This window comes from Streptomyces sp. NPDC031426 (genome assembly GCF_055581585.1).
On the sequence record NZ_JBVIJE010000015.1, the window covers coordinates 162,054 to 184,420 of the forward strand.

A 22,367-nucleotide genomic window follows, 5' to 3' on the forward strand; every position below is an offset into this window, starting at 1 on the left:
GGGCCCGGTTGGTGCTGTCGGTGCCCGGGTGGGAAGGGGGTGTCCCTCGCGGGAGGTACCAACGCCCCGCGGCCGCAGGTGTCGTGGGCGGAGTGTCCCGGGGCGGCGGCTCGCGGATTGCGGTAAGGTCCATGTCAACTTTCGGAAGAGTGGTCCGAAGCGGTCTTCACCGTCGGGGCGTCCGGAACCGACGTGTGGTCAGACTGAATCCCCTTCCTGACCGTTGGTTCGCGCGCCGACTTGGCGAACTTCCCGCTCACCCGAAGCGTCCATAGTCTGAGACAGGAACGTCTCGCAATCTGAGACTTCTGTCTTCGCCCGCGACATGGTTGAATGCGTGCTCGTAGTACTCAAGCACCTCTGACGGATGATCAATTCTGGTCGATCGGAGGGCATTTCACCTGCTCACTTAAGCAATGGAGAGGCATGGCGGTCTCTTGGCGCCAGCGCCACACCTCAGACGGACTCCGCGGCTGGGCCGATGCCCTGCACCGGATGATTCCGGGGGGTGTCGGTCCGCTGGGCGGCGGCCTCGGCGGTCTGCTGCTCGTCGTCCCGGTCTTCACGGGGTGCGGGACGGACGCGGAGCGGGTGCCGGAGACGGCAACGGGGGAGGGACGCCCATGAGCCTCATCGTCGAGACCCTGAACCGTCCCCCCGAGGACCTGTTCGCCGGCCCTTGCCGCTACAGCGCGGTCAGTCTCTCCCCGCGACGGCTCGCCGCCTTGTCCGAGGACGCCCGGTGGGAGACCCGCTGGGCCGTGGCCCGGCTGGACGGTCGCCCGGTCGGCACTCTCAGCACGCACCGTCCGACCACCTCCCGGTTCTCCGGCGGCCCGTACGACCTGACGTTCCTCCACGACCGACTGGCACGGCCCGTTCCCGAGGACCCCCGGCGCTGGGTCTTCGTCGGCGGCTGCCGCGACCTCGCCGCCGGCGCGGTGACCGCCGGGGGGCTGAGCGAGGCGGACACCGACCGTGTCCGCCGGGCGCTCGCCGCCCACGCCTTCGGCGCGGCACACGCCGCCGGAGACCTGCCGGTCGGCCTGCACGTACGAGAGAAGGAGGCCGAGGCGTTCGTCGCCGGCCTCGGCCCGCGCGCCTCGGCCCGCGTCCTCGACGAGACGGCCGAGCTCCCACTCACCGGCGACGACCCGGAACAGCACGTGATGGCGCTGCGCCCCTCGCAGCGGGAGCGGTGCCGCAAGGACCGGCGCCGGTTCGAGGCCCTCGGCTACCTGGCGGCCAGGGTGCCCGCGGCGTCCGTCCTGGCCGAGGCGGCCCCGCTGGTCTGCGCGGTCAAGGCGAAGTACGGAGTCGCCGACCACCCCCGCCTGAGCCTGTTCCGGCTTCAGGAGTGGGTCCGGGCCTTCGGCGAGGAAGCCTGTCACGCGAGCGTCGTCCGCGACGGTGCGGGACGTCTGGTCGCGGTCTCGTTCTTCACCGTGCAGGGCGAGGTCCTGGAAGGGTACGAGATCGGGCTCGTCGACGAGCTGCCCGGCCGGGAGTTCGCCTATCTCCAGGCCATGATCCACGGGCCCGTCGACCATGCCTTCGAGCTCGGCTGCCGCAGCATCGACCTCGGGCTCTCCTCGAGCACCGTCAAGCAGCGCCGCGGCGCGGTCATCAGCGCCACCTGGCTCGTGACGGTCACGGACGCGGCCACGGAGACGGCCGGTCCGGACGCCTCAGCGGCTTGACCGCGCGCCTCCCGGAGCCCGCCCCCGGACGGGTCCCCGAGGCGTCGGCGCGTACCGACTCCCGGCGACCCGCTCACCGGATCCTCGTGCCGAGCGCTCCCTTCTCCACCCGTACGAGCCCATAGGACGGAAACACCCCCCATGCAGGCGTTGCGCCGCTTCACCATGCTTGACGTGCCCGGATTCACGCCCTATCTGGTCTCCCGCGCCCTCACCATGTTCGGCGCGACGATGGCGCCGGTCGCCCTTGCCTTCGCCGTCCTCGATGCGGACCACCCGGCCTCCTTCCTGGGGCTCGTCCTGGCTGCCCAGACAGCCCCGCAGCTGCTCTTCATCCTGGTCGGCGGGGCCGTCGGCGACAGGGCCCCGCGCAAGCTGATCCTGGTCTCCACCAACCTGGTGATGGCCGGCTGCCAGGCAGGCACCGCGGCCCTGATCGTCCTCGGCCACGTCAGCCTCGTGCCGATGATGGCGCTGCAGGCGCTCTGGGGCACCGCCCGCGCCTTCTTCACCCCGGCCAACACCGGTGTCGTGCCCGATCTGGTGCGGCCCGAGCGGATCCAGGACGCCACCGCACTGGTGACACTCAGCAGGAGCCTCGCCTCGATCGGCGGGCCCGCGGCGGCCGGCGGCCTGCTGCTGCTCTGCGACGCCGGCTATGTCGTCCTCATCGACACCCTCCTGTTCCTCACCAGCGCTCTGCTGCTCAGCAGACTGCCGCTGAGCCGCCCGCAGGGCCGGCCGGAGGAGTCGCTGCGGGAGTCGCTGGTCGGCGGCTGGCGGGAGTTCGCCGGTCGCAGCTGGGTCTGGGCGAACGTGGCCGGCTTCGGCTTCTACCAGGGCCTGATCCTGCCCACCATGTTCGTGATCGGTCCGGCCCTCGCGGCCGGCGAGGGCGGCATGGGCTCGACGGGCTGGTCCGCGGTCCTGGTCGCCCAGGGGGTGGGCGCGGTCCTCGGCGGTCTGCTGCTGATGTGGTGGCGTCCCCGCCGCCCCCTGGCCGCCTGCAACCTGCTCGTCGGTCTGGAGTCCCTCTTCCTGTTCGCAATGGCGGGCAGTTCCCGGGTGGAGTGGGTCGCGCTGACGGCGCTCATCGGCTCCATCGGGGTCACCATGGCGGACGCGCTGTGGCTGAGCACACTCCAGCGCGAGATCCCCGACGAGACCCTGTCCCGGGTCAGTTCGTACGAGTGGCTGGGCTCGTTGGCCCTCAACCCGCTGGGCATGGCGGCCACCGGTCTGGTCGTGGAGGTGGCCTCGCCCGTGACGATCACTCTGACCGTCGCCGTGCTCAACCTGGGCGTGCGTGCCGCCGTGATGCTGGCACCCGGGGTCCGTCGCATCCACAACGCCTCCGAGGAGAACCTCCCGTCCGGGGACGGCCCGGACACGGCCGGCAAGAACCCCGACAGCACCGCGGTCAGCGTGGCCGACGCCGACGCCGACGTCACCGCCGCCGGCCCCGACGCCGGCAGGTCCGACGCTGCGGGCGGCGCGGCCGCGAGCAGTGCTCTGCGGTAGCTCCTCACCGCCTCCTCGACACCCGTCCTCGTCTCCGCTCGCCCCTTCTTTCCGATTCGCCTACTCACGCTCGGGAGCAACTCCGTGTCCATGTCCTCCGTTTCCTCCGTTCCCTCCGTCGTCGAGGGCCACTGGCGTGCCGTGCTCGGTGTCACCGAGAGCAGCCCGCAGGATCGTTTCTTCGAACTGGGTGGCGACTCGCTGCTCGCCATCGAACTCATCGAGCGCATCGAGAGCGACCTCGCCGCCCAGGTCCCCGTCGACGTCCTGTTCCTGGACGGCACACTGGCCGCTCTGGTCGAGGCCACCACCGAGGCGGTCCGGGCATGAGACCGCACGAGTCCCACTTCGAACCGGGCGAGCCCGCCTCCAACACCGCTGTCATCAGCCCCCACCGTGCCGCCACCCCCGCGGGGACGGACCCCTCGCCCGCCCCCGCCCCGCCCCGCGTCGGTGTCGTCCTGTCGCCCCGAGGCGCAGCCGGCGTCCGCGACCTCCTCGTCGCCGCCGGACCGGACGTACGGATCGTCCCCCTGCTGCGCCGTGAGGTGTCCGCCCGATGGCCGGGGCTCACCACCCTCGCCACCCGGCTCTTCGGCGAGGTCTTCGAGGTCGACGCCGCCGACCCCGTCGTCCCCGGCCCCCCACTCGCCGGCGTCGTCACCTTCGGCGACGCCGAGCTGGAGCTCGCCGCTGAGATCGGACGCCGCCTCGCCGTGCGCCACCGGAACGCGCGCCCCGCCGACAAGTACGTCCAGCGGAGCACGCTCGCCGAGGCCGGCCTCACCCGCATGGGCGCCCTGCCGCTGAGCGGTCCGGCAGACCTCGACACCGCCTGCGACCGGCTGGGCCTGCCGTTCGTCGTCAAGCCGCGGCGCGGCGCCGGCGGCGAGGACGTCACCGTGGTCCGTACCGAGGAGCAGCTCCGGGCACTCCAGGAGTCCTGGCCCCGCGAGGCCTACCGCTTCGCCGAGGGGTTCATCCCCGACGCGCCCGCGCAGACCGGGGCCTGGCGGGCGGACTACGTCTCGGTGGAGGTCCAGAGCGTCGCCGGCCGGCACGACGTGATCACCGTCTTCGGCAAGTTCCCCGTGTACACCCGCGCCGGGACCGCCGGCCAGGTCGCCACCACCGGGGACATCCTGCCGGACGGGCTTGGTGACGAGACCCGGCGCCGGGTCACCGCGCTGGTCCTCAAGGCGCACGAGGCGCTCGGTATCGGTGACGGCGTGAGCCACACGGAGGTCAAACTCGGGGCCGACGGCCCCGAGATCATCGAGATCAACTGCCGGGTCGGCGGCCACCTCAGCCGGTTGCTGCGCCGCCGCAGCGGCTTCGACCTGGTGCGGCAGGCCCTGCTGATCACCGCCGGACTGGACCCGCAGCCGCTCCCGGAGGCGGCCGGCGACCGTGCCGTGGCCGGGATGTTCGTACCCCTGGCCACTGTGGACGGCACCGTCGCCTCAGAGGTCTCGCCCGCCGATCTGCGCGCCGTCGGCGCGGTGTCTGTGGACGAGGTCGCGCGGGCCGGCGCGGCCCGCGCGGACAGCGACGGCATCGCCTGCAACGTCGTCCTCGACCACACCGACCTGCGTGAACTGCGATATGGCGCGGCGGATTTCCTCGACCGAGTCCGTACGCTCTTCGCCGCCGACGGCGTCGGCCAGGGGGACTGGACGGAGACCATGATCGCCCGGCTGACCGCGGACGCACCCCTCGCGCCGAGCACGGACGCAGCAGCGCCGGCTCCCGCGTCCTCGGAGGCGGGAGTCTGACATGGGGCTCCTGAACACCCTCTACGCGCAGGCCGCGGCCGATGCCGGTGGCGCGCTCGCCTTCGACGGCAGCGGCGGACCCCTCACGTACGCCGACCTCCTCGCGCGTGTCGACCGGCTCGCCGACCGCCTGTCCCGGGCCGGCGCGGTCCCGGGGCTGCGCATCGGCGTCGCCGACGACCTCGGCGCTGACCTGCACACCGTTGTCCTCGCAGTCTCGGCCCTCGACTGCTCGATCGTGCCCTACCTGGCGGACGGCCGGGACGGCGAGCACCAGCGCCTCGACCGGCTCGGGGTCTGGGGCACCGTTGCCGCCGGCCAGGACGCACCCGTGGTGGTGCCGGCTGACGCCGCCCGCGCGCCGCGCCGCGCGGCGCAGGCGGAGGCGTATGTGCTCTCCACCTCCGGCTCGACCAGCGCGCCCAAGGACGTGGCCGTCTCGGAGCGGAACCTGGAGAGCTACGCGGGGCATCTTCGCGCAGTCGGCCGCATGGTCCCGGGGGACCGGACCGTCCAGAACTACCAGCCCCTCTTCGACCCGTTCTACGAGGTGCTCATGATGGCCGCACTCGGCCGCGCCACCGTCGTGGTGCCCGAGGGCCGCGAGCACATGCTCGTCCAGCGCTTCTGCGAGCGCTGGGGCATCACCGTGTGGAACTCGGTACCTTCGCAGGTCACGATGGCGCACCGGCTACGACAGCTGGCGCCCGGCTCGCTGCCCGGGGTGCGGACCGCGGTCTTCGGAGGGGAGGCTTTGAGCCCCCGCGCCCTGGAGCTGTGGCGGGCCGCGGCCCCCGCCTCCATGGTGGTCAACAGCTACGGCCCCAGCGAGGTGACCATCGCCTGCGCCGAGTTCGAACTTCCGCCCGGGCGGCGCCTCGACGGCGACGACATCCCCATCGGGCGTGTCCTGCCGCACCTGGAGGGACGGCTCGTCGCCCCGGACGACACCCCCGACGAGCACGAACTCTGCGTGCGCGGGGCCCAGTTGTTCGACGGCTACCTCGATCCCCGGGACAACGCCGGCCGCTTCTACCGCGACGAGGGCGACGGCCGGCTCCGGATCCTCGGCGAGGAGACACCTTCGCCCTCCGACTGGTACCGCACCGGCGACATCGTCGAGGACACCCACGAGGGCCTCGTCTACCGGCGCCGGATCGGCCACGAGACCAAGGTCCGCGGCAAGCGGGTCGACCTCTCCGCGGTGGAGGCCGAACTCGGCCTGCTGCCTGGCGTGACCGACGTACGGGCCCTGGTGCTCGACGACGCCCTGCACGCAGTCGTCGAGACCGCCGATCCCGACGCGGCGCTACCGGAACCGACCGGGCTGCGGGAGTACGCGCGCCCCCGCACGCTCGTGCGCGTGACCTCCTTGCCCCGGCTCCGCAACGGCAAGACCGACCTGCGCGCCATCGAACAACTGGTCCGGCAGACCCTCGACACACCTGCCAGGACCCTCACGACGACCCCGGGTGGGACAGCATGAGCACCGAAGAACTGAAGGCGGCCATGACGGCCGTCCTCCTCCAGCAGCTCGACCTCGAGGAGGACCAGGACACCGCGGCCGCCCCCGGACGGTCCTGGGCGCGCAACGGCGGCACTTCCCTTCAGGCGTACGCCGCGGTGATGCGCATCGAGCAGGAACTGGGCGTCGTCGTACCGGTGGCCCGGCTCCTCGGCCCCCAGTCGCTGGACGACGTACTCGCCTCGGTCCCGACGGCTCCCGCCGCGCCGGTCCTCCAGGAGACCTGGACCGATGGGCGGGCCGTGCCGGCGACCGCGTCCCAGCGGCGGCACTGGCGGCACGCGCAGGGCGAGGGTTCCGCCGCCTTCCTCAACATGGGCCATGCCATCCGCTGCGTACGGGACTTCGACGCCGACCGGGCCGAATCCGCCTTCCGCGCCTTGGTCGCCCGCCACGAGTCGCTCCGCAGCGTCTACCTCCTCGACGAGGAAGAGCGCCTGATGCTGCGTGAGGTCCCGGACTGGCCGGCCCGGGTCGTCTTCGAGTCCCACAGCGAGGCCGGCTCCCCTGAGGAGGCCACCGCGGCGATCCGCGCCGCGGTCGGACGGCCCTTCTCCCTGGGGCAGGAGCCGCCGGTCCGCGGCGGCTGCGTCCCGCTGCCGGACGGCGGGGGCGTCGTGTACTTCGCCATCCACCACATCGCCGCCGACGGCTGGTCCACCGACCTGCTCGCGGGCGAGTTCCTGGAGCTGTACACCGATCCTCAGGCCCCCCTGCCCGCCGCCACCCCCTTCAGCACCTACGCGCTGATGCTGGACTCACGTGCCCGCCAAGGCGCTTATGCCGACGACATCGCGTACTGGCGAAAGAAGTTCGAGCGGGTCTCGCCCGACTTCACCATCGCGAGGCGCGAGGCGCGAGCGGGCGGCCAGCGGGCCGGCTCGCTCCGGCTGGGCTGGGACGGTCCCGGCGAGGCCGAGGCCGTCCGCGCCGCCGCCCGGGAATTCGGCGTCACCACCTACAGCCTGCTGCTCTCCGTCCTGCTGGCCTCGGCCCACGTGCTGTCCGGCGAGGACGACGTGATCGTGATGAGCGGCGTCGCCAACCGTAACTCCGCGCGCGTCCGGGACACCGTGGGCCTGTTCACCAACCAGATCTTCTTCCTCGGCGACTTCCGCCGCACCGGCGGGCCGGCCGCCGCTTACGTGCGGGACGTCCACGCGGACGTGGTGGAGAGCCTGGGCCGCAGTGAACTGCCCGTCGAGGTCGTGCTCGACGAGCTCGACGCGTACACGAAGGCCCGCACCCTCGCCCCGTACGCCAACATCCTCTTCCAGGCGGCGGACGCCCCCATCGACCCGCCCGCGATCCGCGACGGCAGCTGGGCGGCCCACTCGCTGGGCACCGGCAGCATCAAGCGGCACTGCAACATCCACCTCGTCGACACCCCGGACACCCTCGCCCTCGACCTGGACTACAGCCTCGCGCTCGTCGGTGAGGCGGACGCCCGGCGCATCCTCGCCGCCGTACGGGCCGGTGTGGCGCGGCTGACCGACCCGGCCGGCGCCGCCGCGACCGTCGGCGACCTGGTGGAGCGGGTACGGGAGGCAGCCGGCGAACGCGCCCGTGAACTCACGGTGTTCACCGTGGACTACCCGGGGGCGCGCAGTGAGCCGGCGCTCGCCGACTTCGTCCGCGAACGGTTCCCCGAGTGCCTGGTGGTCGAACTGACGGTGCCCCGGAGCCTGGAAGGGAACGAGTTCCGGCAGGCGCTGGAGGCAAGTCGCGAGGCCGTCGGCCGGGTGAACGGGCCGGCCTTGGTGCTGTCGTACTGCTCCGCCTCGGCCTGGGCGCGCTATCTGACCGCCGAGGTCGCAGGCGCGGCAAGCGGAAAGCTGCGGCTCGTCACCGTCAACGGCAACACCGTCACCCGGGCCGACTGGGTGCAGGAGTGGGCCGAGCTGGTCCACCGGTTCGCCCCGGACAGCGAACCCGCCCTCCCCGTCGATGCGCCCGGAGAGGCCGCTACGACGCCCGAGGAGCTGTGGGCGACCGTCGACCGCACCCTCGTCGCCATGGGCGAGGGCCTGGAGGGCGCCTACCGGACGCGCTTCGGCGAACGCCTGGGCCGGGTGGCCCGCGAAACCATGGAGGTCCAGCTCGCCTGGCTCGCATACCTCGGCGGCTGCACCGTGCTCGGCGCCCTCGCCGACGGGTCCCGGGAGGGCGAACTCGCCGTCCCCGGAGACCTCCAGGACGGTGCCGAGGAGCTCGTGGCCCGGCTGCGGCCGGAGTTGGTCCTGGACGGCGCCGACGGGGGAGAGGACGGGCGGGATGAGCCGTGACGAGTTCATCGACCGGACGCTCGCCGCGTACGAGCGTCAGCGGACCCGGTGCCGCGACCCCCGGCCGGTGACCGAGGAGGTCTTCGCCGACCTGCTCGACCAGGCCAGGGACACCGCCTTCGGCCGGGACCACGGACTGCGGTCCGTGCGCACCCCGGCCGACCTGGCCGCGGCCGTCCCCGTCCGCGGGTACGAGGGCTTCCGCGGCTACGTCGAGCGCATCCGTACCGGTGAGGACCGCGTCCTCACCGTGAGCCGGCCGTACGCCCTGCACACCACCTCCGGCACCAGCGGCCAGCCCAAGTACGTTCCCACCACCCGTCACTGGCGGGACCGGTACCGCGGCCCAGCCCTGTACGCGCAGTGGGGTCTGTACTTCCAGCGGCTCGGCCTCACCGCGTACCGCCCCGGCAGCGTCTTCGACCTGTCCTGGGAGCGCGGTCAACTCGACGACGTGTGGGCCGCCCCGGGGGAGGAGCTGCCGGTCTACAGCATCACCAAGCGCCCGGCCTCGGTCGGCCCGCACGACTGGGCTCCCCCGTGGTACTCCGAGCGCTGGTTCACCGCTGCGCCCCTCGAACGGCCGCTCTACACCCGGCTCCGGCTCCTCGCCGGCTCGGACGTCCAGCTGGTGGTGGCGGTGAACCCGTCCCGGATCACGGCCCTCGGTGAGCTCCTCAACGAGGAACTGCCCTACCTCCTCAAGGACCTGCGCGACGGCACGGTGAACGGGCTGCCCGACCCGCTCACGCGCCCCGACCTCCGCACGGCAGCACGCCTGGAGGCCGCGCACTCCTTCGGCGGCCGCGTCACGCTCACCGACCTGTGGCCCGGGCTGTCCCTCGTCGTCTGCTGGAACTCGGCCTCCGCGCGCTACTACCGCGGCTGGCTGGACCAGGTCGCGCCGGGCGTCCCGCTCATCCCGTTCAGCACCACCGGCACCGAGGGGATCGTCACCCTGCCCGTGGACTCGCACACCTCGGCCGGGCCGCTCGCCGTGGATCAGGGGCTGTACGAGTTCGTCCCGTGCGACCCGGACGACCTCGGTGCCCCGCTTTCCGAGTCCGTCACCACCTGCGGCCCCGAGGAGCTGGAGCTCGGCGCGACCTACCGGCTCGTGATGAGCCAGGCCAACGGCCTCCTCCGGTACGACACCGGCGACATCTACCGGGTCGTCGGCCGGGTGGGCCGGCTGCCGCGCCTGAACTTCGAGGGCCGCGGCGGCTCGGTCACCTCCTTCACGGGGGAGAAGCTCACCGAGTCGGACGTGCACGCCGCGATCCGCTCGGCCGTGGGGCACGCCTCGGTCCGCGGCGGTTACTCGGTGGTGCCCGTCTGGGGCCGGCCACCGGGCTACACCCTCGTCATGGAGCGGTGGGACGTGGGGACGGCCGTCTCCGCCGAGCGGTTCTGCGCCCATGTCGACGCCGAACTCGCGCGGCTCAACACCGAGTACGCGGAAAAGCGCCGCTCCGGCCGACTGTCTCCGCTGAGCGCCCTGGTCGTCGAGGGCGGCACCTTCCGGGCGCTCGCCGAGCGCCGGGTGTCCGTCGGCGCGTCGGCGGCCCAGGTCAAGCACCGCTGGCTGCACACCGACGACACGCTGCTGCGCGAACTCGAGGCCTACCTGCCCCGTGACTGACCCGGGCCGGGCCCCCGTCGGCCGTCCGGCCCGGCACCCATCTCGCACCACCAGACCCACGGAGAATGACGTGACAGTTTCCCCCACCCTCGCCGAGGACTTCCGGCGCGACGGCTACGCCGTGGTGCGTGGAGTCCTGGACCCCGAGGACTTCACCGCCGTCCGCGAGGAATACGCGCGGCTGATCGAGCGCCGCGTCGGCGAATGGCGCCGAGACGGCCTCCTCGCGGAGGGCGAGGACCTGACCGGCAAGCCTTTCGACGAGCAGCTCATCGCGCTCGCCGCCCGACCGGACTTCGACCCCTCCCTGCTGAGCGAACTCGACATCACCCTGCCGCACATGCCGTTCACCTCGCTCCAGCCCGGCAGCAAGGTGCACACCGGTCCCGCCGTCCTCGGCCTGCTGCGGAACCCCAAGGTCCTCGACGTGGTCCGCCGGATCGTCGGCGATGAGATCTCGGCCAGCCCCAACCAGCACGTCCGGCTCAAGCTGCCCGCCCCCGGAACCGTGGGCGACTTCGGCGCCCGCCGCGGCGAGACCATGCACGCCCCCACCATGTGGCACCAGGACGCGATGACGCAGATCCCGCAGTCCGACGACACCACCCTGGTGACCTGCTGGATCCCCCTGATGGACGTCACGGAGGAGCACGGTTGCCTGCTCGTCGTCCCCGGCCGGCACCACGAGGAGCGGCTGCTGCCCTGGCCGATGGACGCCGACACGGTGGCCGGCCTGGAGGCCGAGGCCGTGCCGCTGCCGGTGCGCCTGGGCGACATCGTCCTGCTCCACAAGCGCACCCCGCACGGCTCCACCGTCAACCGCTCCCCTCGCCTGCGCTGGAGCTTCGACTTCCGCTACTTCCCCAGCGACGAGCCGTCCGACCGCCCCTGGTTCCCGGCTGTCGTGGCGGCCAGTGCGTCCTCGCCGGAGCTGGCGGCCACCGACGCCGACGACTGGCGCCGTCGCTGGGAGGAGGCCCGGGACCTGTTCGTGAACACCCATCAGATGATCCCCGGTCGCCGCGAGTTCGCCCAGCTCGTCGCCGACTCGCTCATCAAGCGCTGGGAGTCGGGCGACCTCCCGCGTCTGGAACCGGAGGCCGCGCGTGCCTGACACGGCAGTCGCCACCGGCCCGAGCCTGCGGTGCGCGCACCGGGGCGGCACCTCCCTGGCCATGCACAGCTGGGGGGACGGCCCGGCCGGGCTCATCTACGTGCACGGCCTGCAGAGCCACGGCGGCTGGCTCGCCGAGACCGGTCCCGCGCTCGTCCGGCGCGGGGTCCGGGTCCTGGTACCCGACCGCCGCGGCTCCGGCCGCAGCGGCGGACTGCGCGGCCACGTCCCGGACGCGACGACCCTGCTCGACGACTACGCCGAGATCCTCGCGCAGACGGCCGCCGCCGCGCGGGAACCGGTTACGGTGCTCGGCCAGAGCTTCGGGGGCAGCATCCTCGCCGCGCTGATCGCCACCGGGCGGGTGCCCGCCCGGACCCGGATCGCCTTCTGCGCCCCGGCGCTCGGCCAGCAGCGGGCCCGGCTCGACGGCCCGGCCCGCTCGCGGGTGCGCCATCGCACCGGGACGGCGTACTCCGTCATCTCCCTGGAGGACCAGCAGTACACCATGCTGCCCCGCTACCTGAGGAGCATGGCCAACGACGGGCTCATGGTGCGGATGGTCACCGACTCCTTCCGCGCCGTCATGATCGAGCTCGAGGACCTGTACCTGACGGCAGGCCCGGAGCCCTGGGCCGGCCACCCGGTCCACGTGGCGCTGCCTGAGCAGGACCCGGTGATCGACCTCGGGGCCTCCCTCGAGGTGCTCGCCGAACTCGCCCCGCAGGCCCGGATCCAGCGGTTCGAGACCACCTCCCACTACGTCGAGTTCACCGGCGTGCGGCACGCGTACTGGGACTGGCTGGCCGGGGTGGCCCATGGCCGCCTTTGAGCTGTACGAGGCACGCGTCCCGATGGCCCGGGCCTTCCGGCACGCCGCCAAGGCCCGTACCGCTTCCTCCTCCGTCCTGATGGCGGTGCGCGAGGACGGTGTGACGGGCTGGGGAGAGGCGGCGCCACGGCCGTACGTCACGGGCGAGTCCGTCAGCTCGGTGCTGACGACGCTCGTCCGCCCCGATGTGCTCGGCCCGGCCGCCGAGGCGCTGCGGCTGCCCTTCGACGAGGCGCTGGGCGCCGTGGCCGCGCTCGACCCGCCGCCCGGGCCCGACGGGTCCGCCGGGACGGCCCGGGCCGCCGCGGCCGGCCTGGAGACAGCGCTCTTCGACCACCTGTGCCGGCGGGACGGCGTCGACGGGCTCGACGCGCTGCGCCGCGCCGGCTTCGGCGACGTCCTCGCCGCCCGGCCGGCCCCGGCCAGGGTCTCGACCGTCCTCGACCTCGGCCGGGACCCGGTCGCCCACCTGACCGGCCTTCCGGAGCCGGTGCGGGCGGCGATCCCGCACCTCAAGCTGAAGGCGGGACCCGACCCGGAGTCGACAGCCGTCCTGGCGGCCCGGGTCAGGGCCCTCCTCCCGGCCGCTGCCACCCTCTCCGTGGACGCCAACTGCTTCTGGGAGGCCGACGCGGTGCTCCGTCAGGCCGACGCCCTGTGCGCCGCGGGTGTCGACTGGCTTGAGGAGCCGCTCGCCCAGCGTCAGTGGCGAGGGCTCGCGGCCCTGCGGGAGCGGGGCCTGCGGATCATGCTCGACGAGTCCTGCGTGTCCGAGTCCGACCTGACGGCCTGCGCGGCCCATGGCGCCGCCGACCTGGTGAACCTGCGGATCTCCAAGTGCGGCGGCCCGCTGCGCCTGCTCGCCCTGGCCCGCAGGGCCCGGACGGCCGGTCTCGGCGTGCAGATCGGCGTCCAGGTCGGCGAGGTGGGACCGCTGTGGGCGGCCGGGAGGCTCGTGGCGACGGCCCTGCCGGACCTCGTCGCCGTCGAGGCCGGGCGGCAGGACGAGTGGTTCCCGCCGGACCTCACCACGCCCCCCTACGCGGTCGACCGGGCCGCGTCCCTCGCCCCCGTCCTGCACGGTCCCGGCACCGGCGTCCTGGTGAGCCGGGCGCTGCTCGACCGTTGCACGGCACACCCCGTCCGGCCCTTCGGCGGACCCGCGGAACAGACCTCACGGAGGACCACATGAACGGACAGCGCGCCTGGATCACGGGGGGCGCCTCGGGCATCGGCCTCGGCGTGGGCCGCCGCCTCGCGGAGCAGGGCGCTCGCGTCGTCCTCGTCGACCGTGACCCCGACGCCATCGAGGCCGCCCTCGCAACACTCCCCTCGGGAGTGCGGGCCCTCGAACTGGATGTCACCGCGACCGAGCGGGTCGTCGAAGCGGTGGCTGCGACCGACCCCGACGACCTGCCGGACATCCTGGTCAACTCCGTGGGCGGGGACACCCGGAGGATCCCCTTCACCGAGCTGCGCGAGGCCGACCTCATGCACGCCGTGACGGAGAACCTGCTCGGCTGCTTCACCATGACGCGGCTGTGCGCTCCCGCCATGGTGCGCCGCGGTGGCGGTCGGATCGTCAACCTCGCCTCGATCGCGGGCCGGACGTACTCGATCTTCTCCAACGCCGCCTACGTGGCCGCCAAGGCCGCGGTGATCGGCTACACCAAGCAGTGTGCCTACGAACTCGCCGCCACCGGCGTGGTGGTGAACGCCGTGGCCCACGGTCCCGTCGCGACCGAGCGGCTCGTGCTGGCACAGCGCGCGATGAGCCCGGAGCGGCGGCGGGAGGTCATGGACCGTCTTCCGATGGGGCGTTACGGCACGCTCGATGAGGCCGTGAGCGCCGTGCTCCACCTGTGCGGCGAAGACGCCGGGTACACCACCGGCAGCGTCCTGGACGTCAACGGGGGCCTGCACGTCTGAGGAGGCCGGGCACGAGCCCGTGCTTCCTCGTTCATGCCACGACAGCGGCGGGACCGGCTCTGCCCGGGACCCGCGACGAAGGACACAAGGAAGGGAAACGCCGTGAAGGACATGGGACTCGGCGGGAAGGTCGTCATGGTCACCGGAGCGGGCAGCGGCATCGGACGCGCCGCGGTGGCCGCGTTCGCCGCCGCGGGCGCGTTGGTGGTCGCCGCCGGGCGGCGCCTCGAACCACTGCGGCAATCGCTTCAAGTCGCCGGTCTGGACGGGGAGAAGGGGCTCGTCATCAGCTGCGACGTCACCGACGAGAGGAGCGTCGCCCGCGCCGTTGAGACGGCCGTCTCACGATTCGATCACCTCGATGCGGCGGTGAACGCTGCTGGTACGTTCGGCCCGACGGGCCCGCTGACCGCCTCCCGTTACGAGGACGCGCTCGAGGTCGTCTCGGTCAACCTCATGGGCATGTGGCTGTGCCTCAAACACCAGGCGAGCGCGATGAGCGGCACAGGAGGAGGATCCATCGTCACCACCGGTTCGGTGGCCTCGTTCCTGGGCCACTCGGGAAGCCCCATGTACGCGGCGGCCAAACACGGTGTTGTCGGTCTCACCAAGTCGGCGGCGCTCCAGCTCGCCCCCCTCAACATCCGGGTGAACGCCGTGTGCCCGGGCTCCACCGACACCCCCATGTTCCGCGAGTTGTACCCGGACGCGGCCCAGATGCGGGCCCGTGCCGCGCGCGCCCCGCTGGGCCGGGTGGGGGAACCGGAGGAGGCCGCGGCAGCGGCTGTCTGGCTCGCCAGCCCCTGGTCGAGCTACGTGACCGGCCAGTCCCTGGCGGTCGACGGCGGCGTGACGGCCGGCAGTCCCGCCCCGGTCCGGGCTCCGGCCGGACGAGCCGCCGCGTCGGACCACGCGCCCATCCAGAACAACGCATAGAGAGAGAAGCATGAGCGCCACACTGTACGACAAGGTGTTCGACCTGCACACGGTGCACGACTACGGAGACGGGCGGGCTCAACTGCTCGTCGGCCTCCACCTGGTCCACGAGGCCACCAGTCCCCAGGCGTTCGCGATGCTCCGCGAGCGCGGGCTGTCCGTGGCCATGCCCGAGCGCAACGTCGCCACGGCCGACCACGTCATCCCCACCGACTCCATCCAGCGCCCCTTCCTCGACCAGCTGGGCGAGGACATGCTGAGCGCGCTGGAGAACAACACCGAGACCTTCGGCCTCCGGTTCCTCGGCCCCGAGGGCAGCGAGTACGGCATCGTGCACGTCATCGGCCCCGAGCAGGGACTCACCCAGCCGGGCATGACGATCGCCTGCGGCGACTCCCACACCTCCACCCACGGCGCCTTCGGCGCGGTGGCGCTCGGCATCGGCACCTCCCAGGTCCGCGACGTCCTGGCCACCCAGACCGTCACCATGAACCGCCTCAAGGTGCGCCGCATCCAGATCGACGGCGCGCTCGCCGAGGGCGTCACCGCCAAGGACGTCATCCTGCACGTCATCCACGAACTCGGCGTGGTCGGCGGCGTGGGCTACGCCTACGAGTTCGCCGGCGAGGTCATCGACAACATGTCGATGGACGAGCGGATGACCGTGTGCAACATGGCCGTCGAGGGCGGTGCCCGCTGCGGCTACGTCAACCCCGACGAGACGACTTTCGCCTTCCTCAAGGGCCGCCCGTCCGCCCCGTCCGGCGAGGCGTGGGACCGGGCCGTGGCGTGGTGGCGCTCGATCGCCTCCGACCCGGACGCCGTCTACGACGACGTGGTCGTCATGCGCGGCGAGGACATCCGCACCATGGTCACCTGGGGCATCAACCCGGGCCAGTCGGTGTCCGTCGACGGTCTGCTGCCCGACCCCGCCGCGCAGGAGCCCGAGGTCGCCGCCTCGTTCCGGGAGGCGTATGCGTACATGGGCATGGAGCCCGGCAAGAAGCTCGGCGACTACCCGATCGACGTGGCCTTCATCGGCTCCTGCACCAACGGGCGGCTCTCCGACTTCCTGGAGGTCGCCCAGGCGTTCGAGCGCAGTGGTGCCCGCGTCGCCCCCGGGGTCCGCGCCCTGGCCGTGCCCGGCTCCAACGCGGTCCGCGAAGAGCTCGTCCGCCTTGGCGTCGACAAGGTACTGGAAGAGGCGGGCTTCGAGTTCCGGCTCGCCGGCTGCTCCATGTGCCTGGCCATGAACACCGACAAGCTGGTCGGCCGCGAACTGGCCGCGTCCTCGTCGAACCGCAACTTCAAGGGACGTCAGGGCTCGCCCACCGGCCGAACGATGATCATGTCGCCGCTCGCCGTCGCCGCGGCCGCGGTGAACGGCTCGGTCGTAGACCCGTCCGAGGTCTTCGGCACCGCATCCCCGTCCCTCTCCGCCTAAGGAACGCCCTTCCATGAGCACCACGGCCGACTCGCACATCCGATCCGTCTCCGGGACCACAGTGGTCCTGGAAGGCCACGACATCGACACCGACCGGATCATCCCCGCCCGCTTCCTCAAGCACCTGACCTTCGACGCCCTCGGCAAGCACGTCTTCGAGGACGACCGCAAGCAGGAACACGCCCAGGGCAACGTGCACCCCTTCGACGCCCCCGACCGGGCCGGCGCGGCGATCCTGCTGACCTCCAAGAACTTCGGCTGCGGCTCCTCCCGGGAGCACGCCGCCCAGGCCCTGTACCGCTGGGGCGTGCGCGCCGTCGTCGGCGAGACCTTCGGTGAGATCTTCCGCGGCAACTGCGGCACCATCGGCCTGCCCTGCCTCAGCCTGTCCTCTGAGGACGCGCAGGAGGCCCGGAAGATCGCCGCCGCCGACGCCTCCGCCACCGCCGAGGTCGACCTCGTGCGGGGCGTCTTCCGCATCGGCGACCGGGAGTTCCCGGCGGAGATCTCCCCCTCGCTGCGAGACGCCTTCGTCTCCGGCACCTGGGACACGCTCACCGAGCTGCTCAAGACCTCCGACGAGGTCGCGGCCACGGCCGCCCGCCTGCCGTACCTGAACGGGTTCGTGCCGGCATGAGCCACGGAGCGCCGACAGGCGGGGCCCGAGCGGCCAGGGTGTGCGTCGGCACCGACCGGGTGCTCGACGAACTGCTCGACGAGGCGGCCGCGGAACTCGAGCGACGCGGTCACGAAGTCGTCCGTGCGGCCGACCCGGAGGCGGTCACGGGGCCGGTCGACGCGCTGCTGGTGACCTCGCGCACCCCCGTCGGCCCAGCGTTCCTCGACCGCCACCCGGAACTGCGCGGAGTGGCCTTCGCCTCCAGCGGGGTCAACTCCATCGACGTCCCCGACGCCACGCGGCGGGGCGTCCTCGTGGCCAACGGGGCCACCCCGGAGAACCACGGCAGCATGGCAGAGGCGACCATCATGCTCGCCCTGGCCCTGCGGCTCAGGCTGCCGGACCGGATGGCGGCGCTCGCCTCCGGCCGGCCGCGGCCGCGCCCGGTGGAACTGGACAGCCGCTCCCTGCGCGGTGCCACGCTCGGCCTGATCGGCTTCGGCCGGATCTCCCGCGAGGTGTCCCTCCGGCTCGCGGGCTGGGGTGTGGCGCGCATCCTGTGCCACACCCGCAGCCCGCGTCCCGAGGAGTGGCCTGAGATCGAGTTCTGCCCCCTCGACCGGCTGCTGGTCGAGTCCGACGTGGTCAGCGTCCACCTGCCGCTCAACGCGTCCACCCGAGGACTGATCGACGCCGGCAGACTGGCGCTGATGCGGCCGGACGCGGTCCTGATCAACACCTCCCGAGGCGGCATCGTGGACGAGGACGCCCTCGCCGAGGCGCTGCGGCGAGGCACGCTCGGGGGCGCGGCGATCGACACCTTCGCCATCGAGCCGCTGCCCGCCGACAGCCCGTTGCGGACGGCTCCGAACGCGATCCTCACCGACCACATCGTCGGACACACAGTGGAGATGTACCGGTCGCTGGTGCCCGCCGCCGTGACCAACGTGGAGCAGATCCTCTCGGGCGGACGTCCGCCCTTCCTCGTCAACCCCGAGGCGCTCGACTCCGCCGTCGGCGCCGGGCACTGACGGTATGCGGCCCCTGCTCCCGCGTCCCCTTCCCAGAAAGGTCCCTCATGACCGCCCTGACCGTGCTCTTCGCCTGCGTGTACGGCGAAGAGCGCTACGTCGGTTTCGGCGTGCCCGCAGCCGACGCGCCGCTCACGCTCCACCCCCTGGGTGCACTGCAACTCGGCAGGCTGGTAGGGGAGTCGGGGCTCGACGAAGCCGCTCTCCGTGACGCCCTCGCGGCCCACGGGGAGCCGGTCGAGATACCGGCCGAGGCCCGTGCCCGGGTACGGATGCTGCCGCCGCTCCTCCCGGCACACCCGGGTGACGCCCTCGTCAGCGGTTTCATGATGACCCACAACGTCAAGACCGACGCCTCCACGCCCGACCAGCCCAACTGGTTCGTGAAGGGGCTCGGTGACGTGCTGAGGGTGCCGGGCCTGCCCCTGGACGTCCCCGCCGAAGCCGTGGCCGTCACGGAGGAGGCGGAGGTCGTCCTCGTCTATGTGGACGACGCCGACGCGGTCCCCCGGTACGCGGGCTACACCTTCGGCAACGACCTCACCGACATCGGCCTGTTCAAGCGGCACGCCGGACACCTGTCGTACGCCAAGCTCTGCGGTACCGGCGTCGCGCCCTGGCTCCACCTCGGCGCGCCGCCGTGCTCGGTCACTGGCGAGACCCGTGTCGAGCGGGCCGGGGAGGTGGCGTGGAAGAGCGCCTTCACCACCGGGACGGATGCCCTCCACTACCACGTCGACACCATGATCGGCCGGCTCTTCTCCTACCGGTCCCTGCACCGCCCGGGCCGGGTGCACTACGTGTACCTCGGCGCCGACCGGAGCAGCTTCCACAGCGGCTTCCGCACCCAGGACGGGGACCGAGTCGTGCTCGACTTCACCAGCCACGGTGTGACGCTGGACAACACCCTGTCCTGGGGAGGCTGACGGAGCTAGGAGGGGAAGCGGCACCGCGGAGGGATCCGGCTCGGGTGCCGCTCTGCTCGAAGACTGTGATCACGCCGCGGGTGCGGGGCCGGCGTCCCGGGCATCGCCTTCGACGTCCTCTTCGTGCGGCTCTACGCAGTCGGTTCGGCGGCGACGAGCTCCGCGATCTGAACGGCGTTGAGGGCCGCGCCCTTGCGGAGGTTGTCGTTGGAGAGGAAGAGCGCGAGGCCGTGCTCGACGGTCTCGTCGGTGCGGATGCGGCCGACGTACGAGACGTCCTTGCCCGCGGCCTGGAGCGGAGTGGGGATCGCCGAGAGTTCGACGCCGGGGGCGGTGGCGAGCAACTGGGCGGCGCGCTCAGGGGTGATCGGGCGTTCGAAGCGGGCGTTGATCTGGAGCGAGTGGCCGCTGAAGACCGGGACACGGACACAGGTGCCGGAGACCTTGAGATCCGGGATGCCGAGGATCTTGCGGCTCTCGCGGCGCAGCTTCTGCTCCTCGTCCGTCTCGGCCGAACCGTCGTCGACGAGGGAGCCGGCCAGCGGCACCACGTTGAAGGCGATCGGGCGCTCGTAGACGGAGGGCTCGGGGAAGTCGACGGCCTCGCCGTCGAAGGCGAGCTGGTCGGCGGTCTCGGCGACCTTGCACGCCTGGGTGTGCAACTCGGCGACACCGGCGAGGCCGGAGCCGGAGACGGCCTGGTAGGTCGTGGCGACCAGCGCGGTCAGACCAGCCTCCTGGTGGAGGGGGCGCAGTACCGGCATCGTGGCCATCGTGGTGCAGTTCGGGTTGGCGATGATGCCCTTGGGGCGGTTCCTGATGGCCTCCGGGTTGACCTCGGAGACGACCAGCGGCACGTCGGGGTCGTGCCGCCAGGCGGAGGAGTTGTCGATCACGACGGCGCCCGCCGCGGCGACCTTCGGTGCCAGCGCCTTGGAGGTCGCGCCACCGGCGGAGAAGATCACGATGTCCAGGCCGCGGTAGTCGGCCGTGGCGGCGTCCTCGACGGTGACCTCACCGCCCTGCCAGGGCAGGGTGCGCCCGGCGGAGCGGGCCGAGGCGAAGAGGCGTAGCTCCGTAACGGGGAACGACCGCTCCGCCAGAATGCCGCGTAGCACGCCGCCGACCTGGCCGGTGGCTCCCACGATGCCGATCCTCATCGAGGCCTTCTCCTTACATGCTCGTTCGTTCGAGGAGATGGATCTGGGCCCGATCGAGTCGCGGGGATCCTCGGTGGCCTGACCGGCCGCCGCGTCCCGGACCTCGGATCCCCAGTCGGCACGTACCCGGCCGACCTCGCCGTACGGCCCGCGGGTCGATGCCGTCGGACACCTCACGCGGGCGGTCACGTGCGACCTAGTCCACCGCGTCCTCGGGATTGCCTGCGGGACCGCTCGCGGCGGCTGCCCCCAGTTTCGCGGCCTTGTCGAGGCTGATGATAATCCACTCGGTCAGGTCGAGGCCGTCGCGCCCGGCCGCGTCCGCCCACAGGCTCTCCCGTTCTGCGGTCGTGCGTACGTGGAGCTGGACCTGCTTGCCCTTGTGTTCGTCGGTCACGTCGGCCGATCCGGCCAGAGCCGCCTGCCGCAGGTGCTGCCGGAGCGCGTTGCGGGACCAGCCTTCCTGAGCGGCGCGTTCCAGCCACATGGCACGCTTCGAGGGGTCCAGCGAGGCGACCTCGGCATGGTGCTGGAAGCTGACCTCGGGGTGCCGTTCGGCAGCGGGGAAGCGCCGCGCGATCCATGCGTAGTTCCGCAGGGTTTTGTAGTCCAGGCGGGTTTCCTCCATGGCCTGTCTGTAACGTCCGGGGTAGGCGTCCTGGCCGAAAACAAGCCAGTCGCCGAGCCACCAGCTCGAAGAGTCCGTTATCAGGTAGAGGTGCTTGCCGAGCCGCTTCCACTCGGTCAGGGGGAAGTCCGGTGGCAGAGAAAGACCGGTGCGGCGGGTGAGGGCCGCCGCACCAGGAGAGGTTCGGGGCGCGGTTCGCAGGGCGGTCGTGCGGACGGACGTCTCCATGCTGATCGCTCCTCTGGTCTAAGGTCGATGGATGGAATGCCGATGACGGCGGGAGGCGGGCTGTCGGTTGTGCCGACCGCTCCGCCTTGTGACGCTTCGTCGAACGCGGTTCAGCGCGGTGGCCTCGGGGACGAAGAGCCGTCCTGGCGCCGGTACGGCAGCCGGCGCTGACGGGGTGGGGAGGTCTCCGACGAGGGATCCGTACGTTTCTCGCCACGCGATGGTCGTGGTGGGTCGTGGACGAGCCGCTCGGAGTTCATGAAGTGTCCTCTTGGTGGTCAGGCGATACGGTCCGACCGCGGTACCTGACCACCACCCCGGGGGAGTAGCTGATGAACCGTGCCTCGCGAGGCACGGTGGCGCGAAACTGCCGTCGGCTCGGCGAGTGACGGCCGACGGCCACGCCGTGTGCTGTCACACGGTGTGGCCGATATGCGGTGTTCCCCCATCGACCTACGGCTTCTCGGGCGGTGAGCAACTGCGCTGGTCAGGAAGGATTCTGGCATCGCGCCCGAGCTATGGTCCAGATCGATCGACTGACATTAATTAGCCTGGCAGCAGGATGCCAAGCCGGAGGCCGAACGGCCGGGGTCAGGCTTGGGCGCGTGCGAGGCCGGTGCCTCCGCGGCGAGATCCTGAGCATGGTCCGCGGTCCCGCGGCCGGGAGCGCTGAACGAGCCGAGGCAGTGGAGCGACGGGCTGCGTACGCCGCGGTGTGTTCGTGCGCGGCATCTGTGCGGAGTCGTTCTTCGGACCGTCCGACGGGGCCGAGCACGCGCGGCAGGCCTTGGGGCACGGGTGGTTCACCACCGCCCCGCTGGAGGACCCACTCCGGCTACGGCGCTCCTCTTTCTCGGCGATTCCCCGATGTCCACGCCCTTTCCGAGAAGTCCGCGGTTTGCCGATGTCCTCTGTCAACGGAGACCCGGGCAGTCCCTGAAAGCCTGACGGTTTAGCCGGAAGGGTTCGTCTCACCCACGTGGGGGGGGGGGGGGGGGGGGGGGGGGGGGGGGGGGGGGGGGGGGGGGGGGGGGGGGGGGGGGGGGGGGGGGGGGGGGGGGGGGGGGGGGGG

At 72.2% G+C, this 22,367-nt stretch carries 19 protein-coding genes; 17 read left to right on the forward strand and 2 right to left on the reverse strand.

What is annotated here, in order from left to right:
* The first annotated feature begins 426 nt into the window (after nt 1-426).
* From ACZ5NH_RS28785 to ACZ5NH_RS28865, 17 genes are all read left to right on the forward strand, one after another.
* Nucleotides 427-627 (forward strand): hypothetical protein, encoded by a 201-nt coding sequence (locus tag ACZ5NH_RS28785; RefSeq protein WP_468779251.1) that lies wholly within the window; start codon nt 427-429, stop codon nt 625-627.
* Nucleotides 624-1,700, forward strand: a complete 1,077-nt coding sequence (locus ACZ5NH_RS28790; protein WP_468779253.1) for a GNAT family N-acetyltransferase — start codon at nt 624-626, stop codon at nt 1,698-1,700. Before ACZ5NH_RS28785 ends, ACZ5NH_RS28790 begins: the two co-directional genes overlap by 4 nt.
* A 174-nt stretch (nt 1,701-1,874) precedes the next feature.
* Nucleotides 1,875-3,221, forward strand: a complete 1,347-nt coding sequence (locus tag ACZ5NH_RS28795; protein ID WP_468779255.1) for an MFS transporter — start codon at nt 1,875-1,877, stop codon at nt 3,219-3,221.
* 90 nt (nt 3,222-3,311) lie between these two features.
* A complete protein-coding gene (locus ACZ5NH_RS28800; protein ID WP_468779257.1) occupies nt 3,312-3,551 on the forward strand; it encodes a phosphopantetheine-binding protein in 240 nt (79 codons plus the stop codon).
* On the forward strand, nt 3,548-4,996 hold the full coding sequence (locus ACZ5NH_RS28805) for an ATP-grasp domain-containing protein (RefSeq protein WP_468779259.1): 1,449 nt from the start codon (nt 3,548-3,550) through the stop codon (nt 4,994-4,996). The genes ACZ5NH_RS28800 and ACZ5NH_RS28805 overlap by 4 nt, the downstream gene beginning before the upstream one ends.
* Before the next feature lies 1 nt (nt 4,997).
* Nucleotides 4,998-6,482, forward strand: a complete 1,485-nt coding sequence (locus tag ACZ5NH_RS28810) for an AMP-binding protein (protein WP_468779261.1) — start codon at nt 4,998-5,000, stop codon at nt 6,480-6,482.
* Nucleotides 6,479-8,806 (forward strand): condensation domain-containing protein, encoded by a 2,328-nt coding sequence (locus ACZ5NH_RS28815; protein WP_468779263.1) that lies wholly within the window; start codon nt 6,479-6,481, stop codon nt 8,804-8,806. Before ACZ5NH_RS28810 ends, ACZ5NH_RS28815 begins: the two co-directional genes overlap by 4 nt.
* A complete protein-coding gene (locus ACZ5NH_RS28820; protein ID WP_468779265.1) occupies nt 8,796-10,448 on the forward strand; it encodes a GH3 auxin-responsive promoter family protein in 1,653 nt (550 codons plus the stop codon). The genes ACZ5NH_RS28815 and ACZ5NH_RS28820 overlap by 11 nt, the downstream gene beginning before the upstream one ends.
* A 70-nt stretch (nt 10,449-10,518) precedes the next feature.
* Complete coding sequence (locus ACZ5NH_RS28825) at nt 10,519-11,562, forward strand: phytanoyl-CoA dioxygenase family protein (protein ID WP_450986972.1); 1,044 nt, start codon at nt 10,519-10,521, stop codon at nt 11,560-11,562.
* Nucleotides 11,555-12,394, forward strand: coding sequence for an alpha/beta hydrolase (locus ACZ5NH_RS28830; RefSeq protein ID WP_468779267.1), 840 nt, complete (start codon nt 11,555-11,557; stop codon nt 12,392-12,394). The genes ACZ5NH_RS28825 and ACZ5NH_RS28830 overlap by 8 nt, the downstream gene beginning before the upstream one ends.
* The gene (locus ACZ5NH_RS28835) at nt 12,381-13,586 is read left to right on the forward strand and encodes an enolase C-terminal domain-like protein (protein ID WP_468779269.1); all 1,206 of its coding nucleotides are present in this window, start codon (nt 12,381-12,383) and stop codon (nt 13,584-13,586) included. The genes ACZ5NH_RS28830 and ACZ5NH_RS28835 overlap by 14 nt, the downstream gene beginning before the upstream one ends.
* Nucleotides 13,583-14,323: an SDR family NAD(P)-dependent oxidoreductase gene (locus ACZ5NH_RS28840; RefSeq protein WP_468779271.1), complete on the forward strand. Its 741-nt coding sequence runs from the start codon at nt 13,583-13,585 to the stop codon at nt 14,321-14,323. The genes ACZ5NH_RS28835 and ACZ5NH_RS28840 overlap by 4 nt, the downstream gene beginning before the upstream one ends.
* Nucleotides 14,324-14,434: 111 nt before the next feature.
* The gene (locus ACZ5NH_RS28845; protein ID WP_468779286.1) at nt 14,435-15,259 is read left to right on the forward strand and encodes an SDR family NAD(P)-dependent oxidoreductase; all 825 of its coding nucleotides are present in this window, start codon (nt 14,435-14,437) and stop codon (nt 15,257-15,259) included.
* A 10-nt stretch (nt 15,260-15,269) separates the two neighbouring features.
* The gene (gene leuC / locus ACZ5NH_RS28850) at nt 15,270-16,703 is read left to right on the forward strand and encodes a 3-isopropylmalate dehydratase large subunit (RefSeq protein WP_450986976.1); all 1,434 of its coding nucleotides are present in this window, start codon (nt 15,270-15,272) and stop codon (nt 16,701-16,703) included.
* A 13-nt stretch (nt 16,704-16,716) separates the two neighbouring features.
* Complete coding sequence (locus ACZ5NH_RS28855) at nt 16,717-17,340, forward strand: 3-isopropylmalate dehydratase small subunit (RefSeq protein ID WP_468779274.1); 624 nt, start codon at nt 16,717-16,719, stop codon at nt 17,338-17,340.
* Nucleotides 17,337-18,353, forward strand: coding sequence for an NAD(P)-dependent oxidoreductase (locus ACZ5NH_RS28860; protein WP_468779276.1), 1,017 nt, complete (start codon nt 17,337-17,339; stop codon nt 18,351-18,353). The genes ACZ5NH_RS28855 and ACZ5NH_RS28860 overlap by 4 nt, the downstream gene beginning before the upstream one ends.
* 47 nt (nt 18,354-18,400) lie before the next feature.
* The gene (locus ACZ5NH_RS28865; RefSeq protein WP_468779278.1) at nt 18,401-19,279 is read left to right on the forward strand and encodes an FAH family protein; all 879 of its coding nucleotides are present in this window, start codon (nt 18,401-18,403) and stop codon (nt 19,277-19,279) included.
* A 131-nt stretch (nt 19,280-19,410) separates the two neighbouring features.
* Here the strand turns inward: ACZ5NH_RS28865 and ACZ5NH_RS28870 are convergent, their stop codons facing one another.
* Both ACZ5NH_RS28870 and ACZ5NH_RS28875 read right to left on the reverse strand, forming a co-directional pair.
* Nucleotides 19,411-20,439: an aspartate-semialdehyde dehydrogenase gene (locus ACZ5NH_RS28870; protein ID WP_450986980.1), complete on the reverse strand. Its 1,029-nt coding sequence runs from the start codon at nt 20,437-20,439 to the stop codon at nt 19,411-19,413.
* Between the two features lie 196 nt (nt 20,440-20,635).
* A complete protein-coding gene (locus tag ACZ5NH_RS28875; RefSeq protein WP_468779280.1) occupies nt 20,636-21,295 on the reverse strand; it encodes an LmbU family transcriptional regulator in 660 nt (219 codons plus the stop codon).
* Between the last annotated feature and the right edge of the window lie 1,072 nt (nt 21,296-22,367).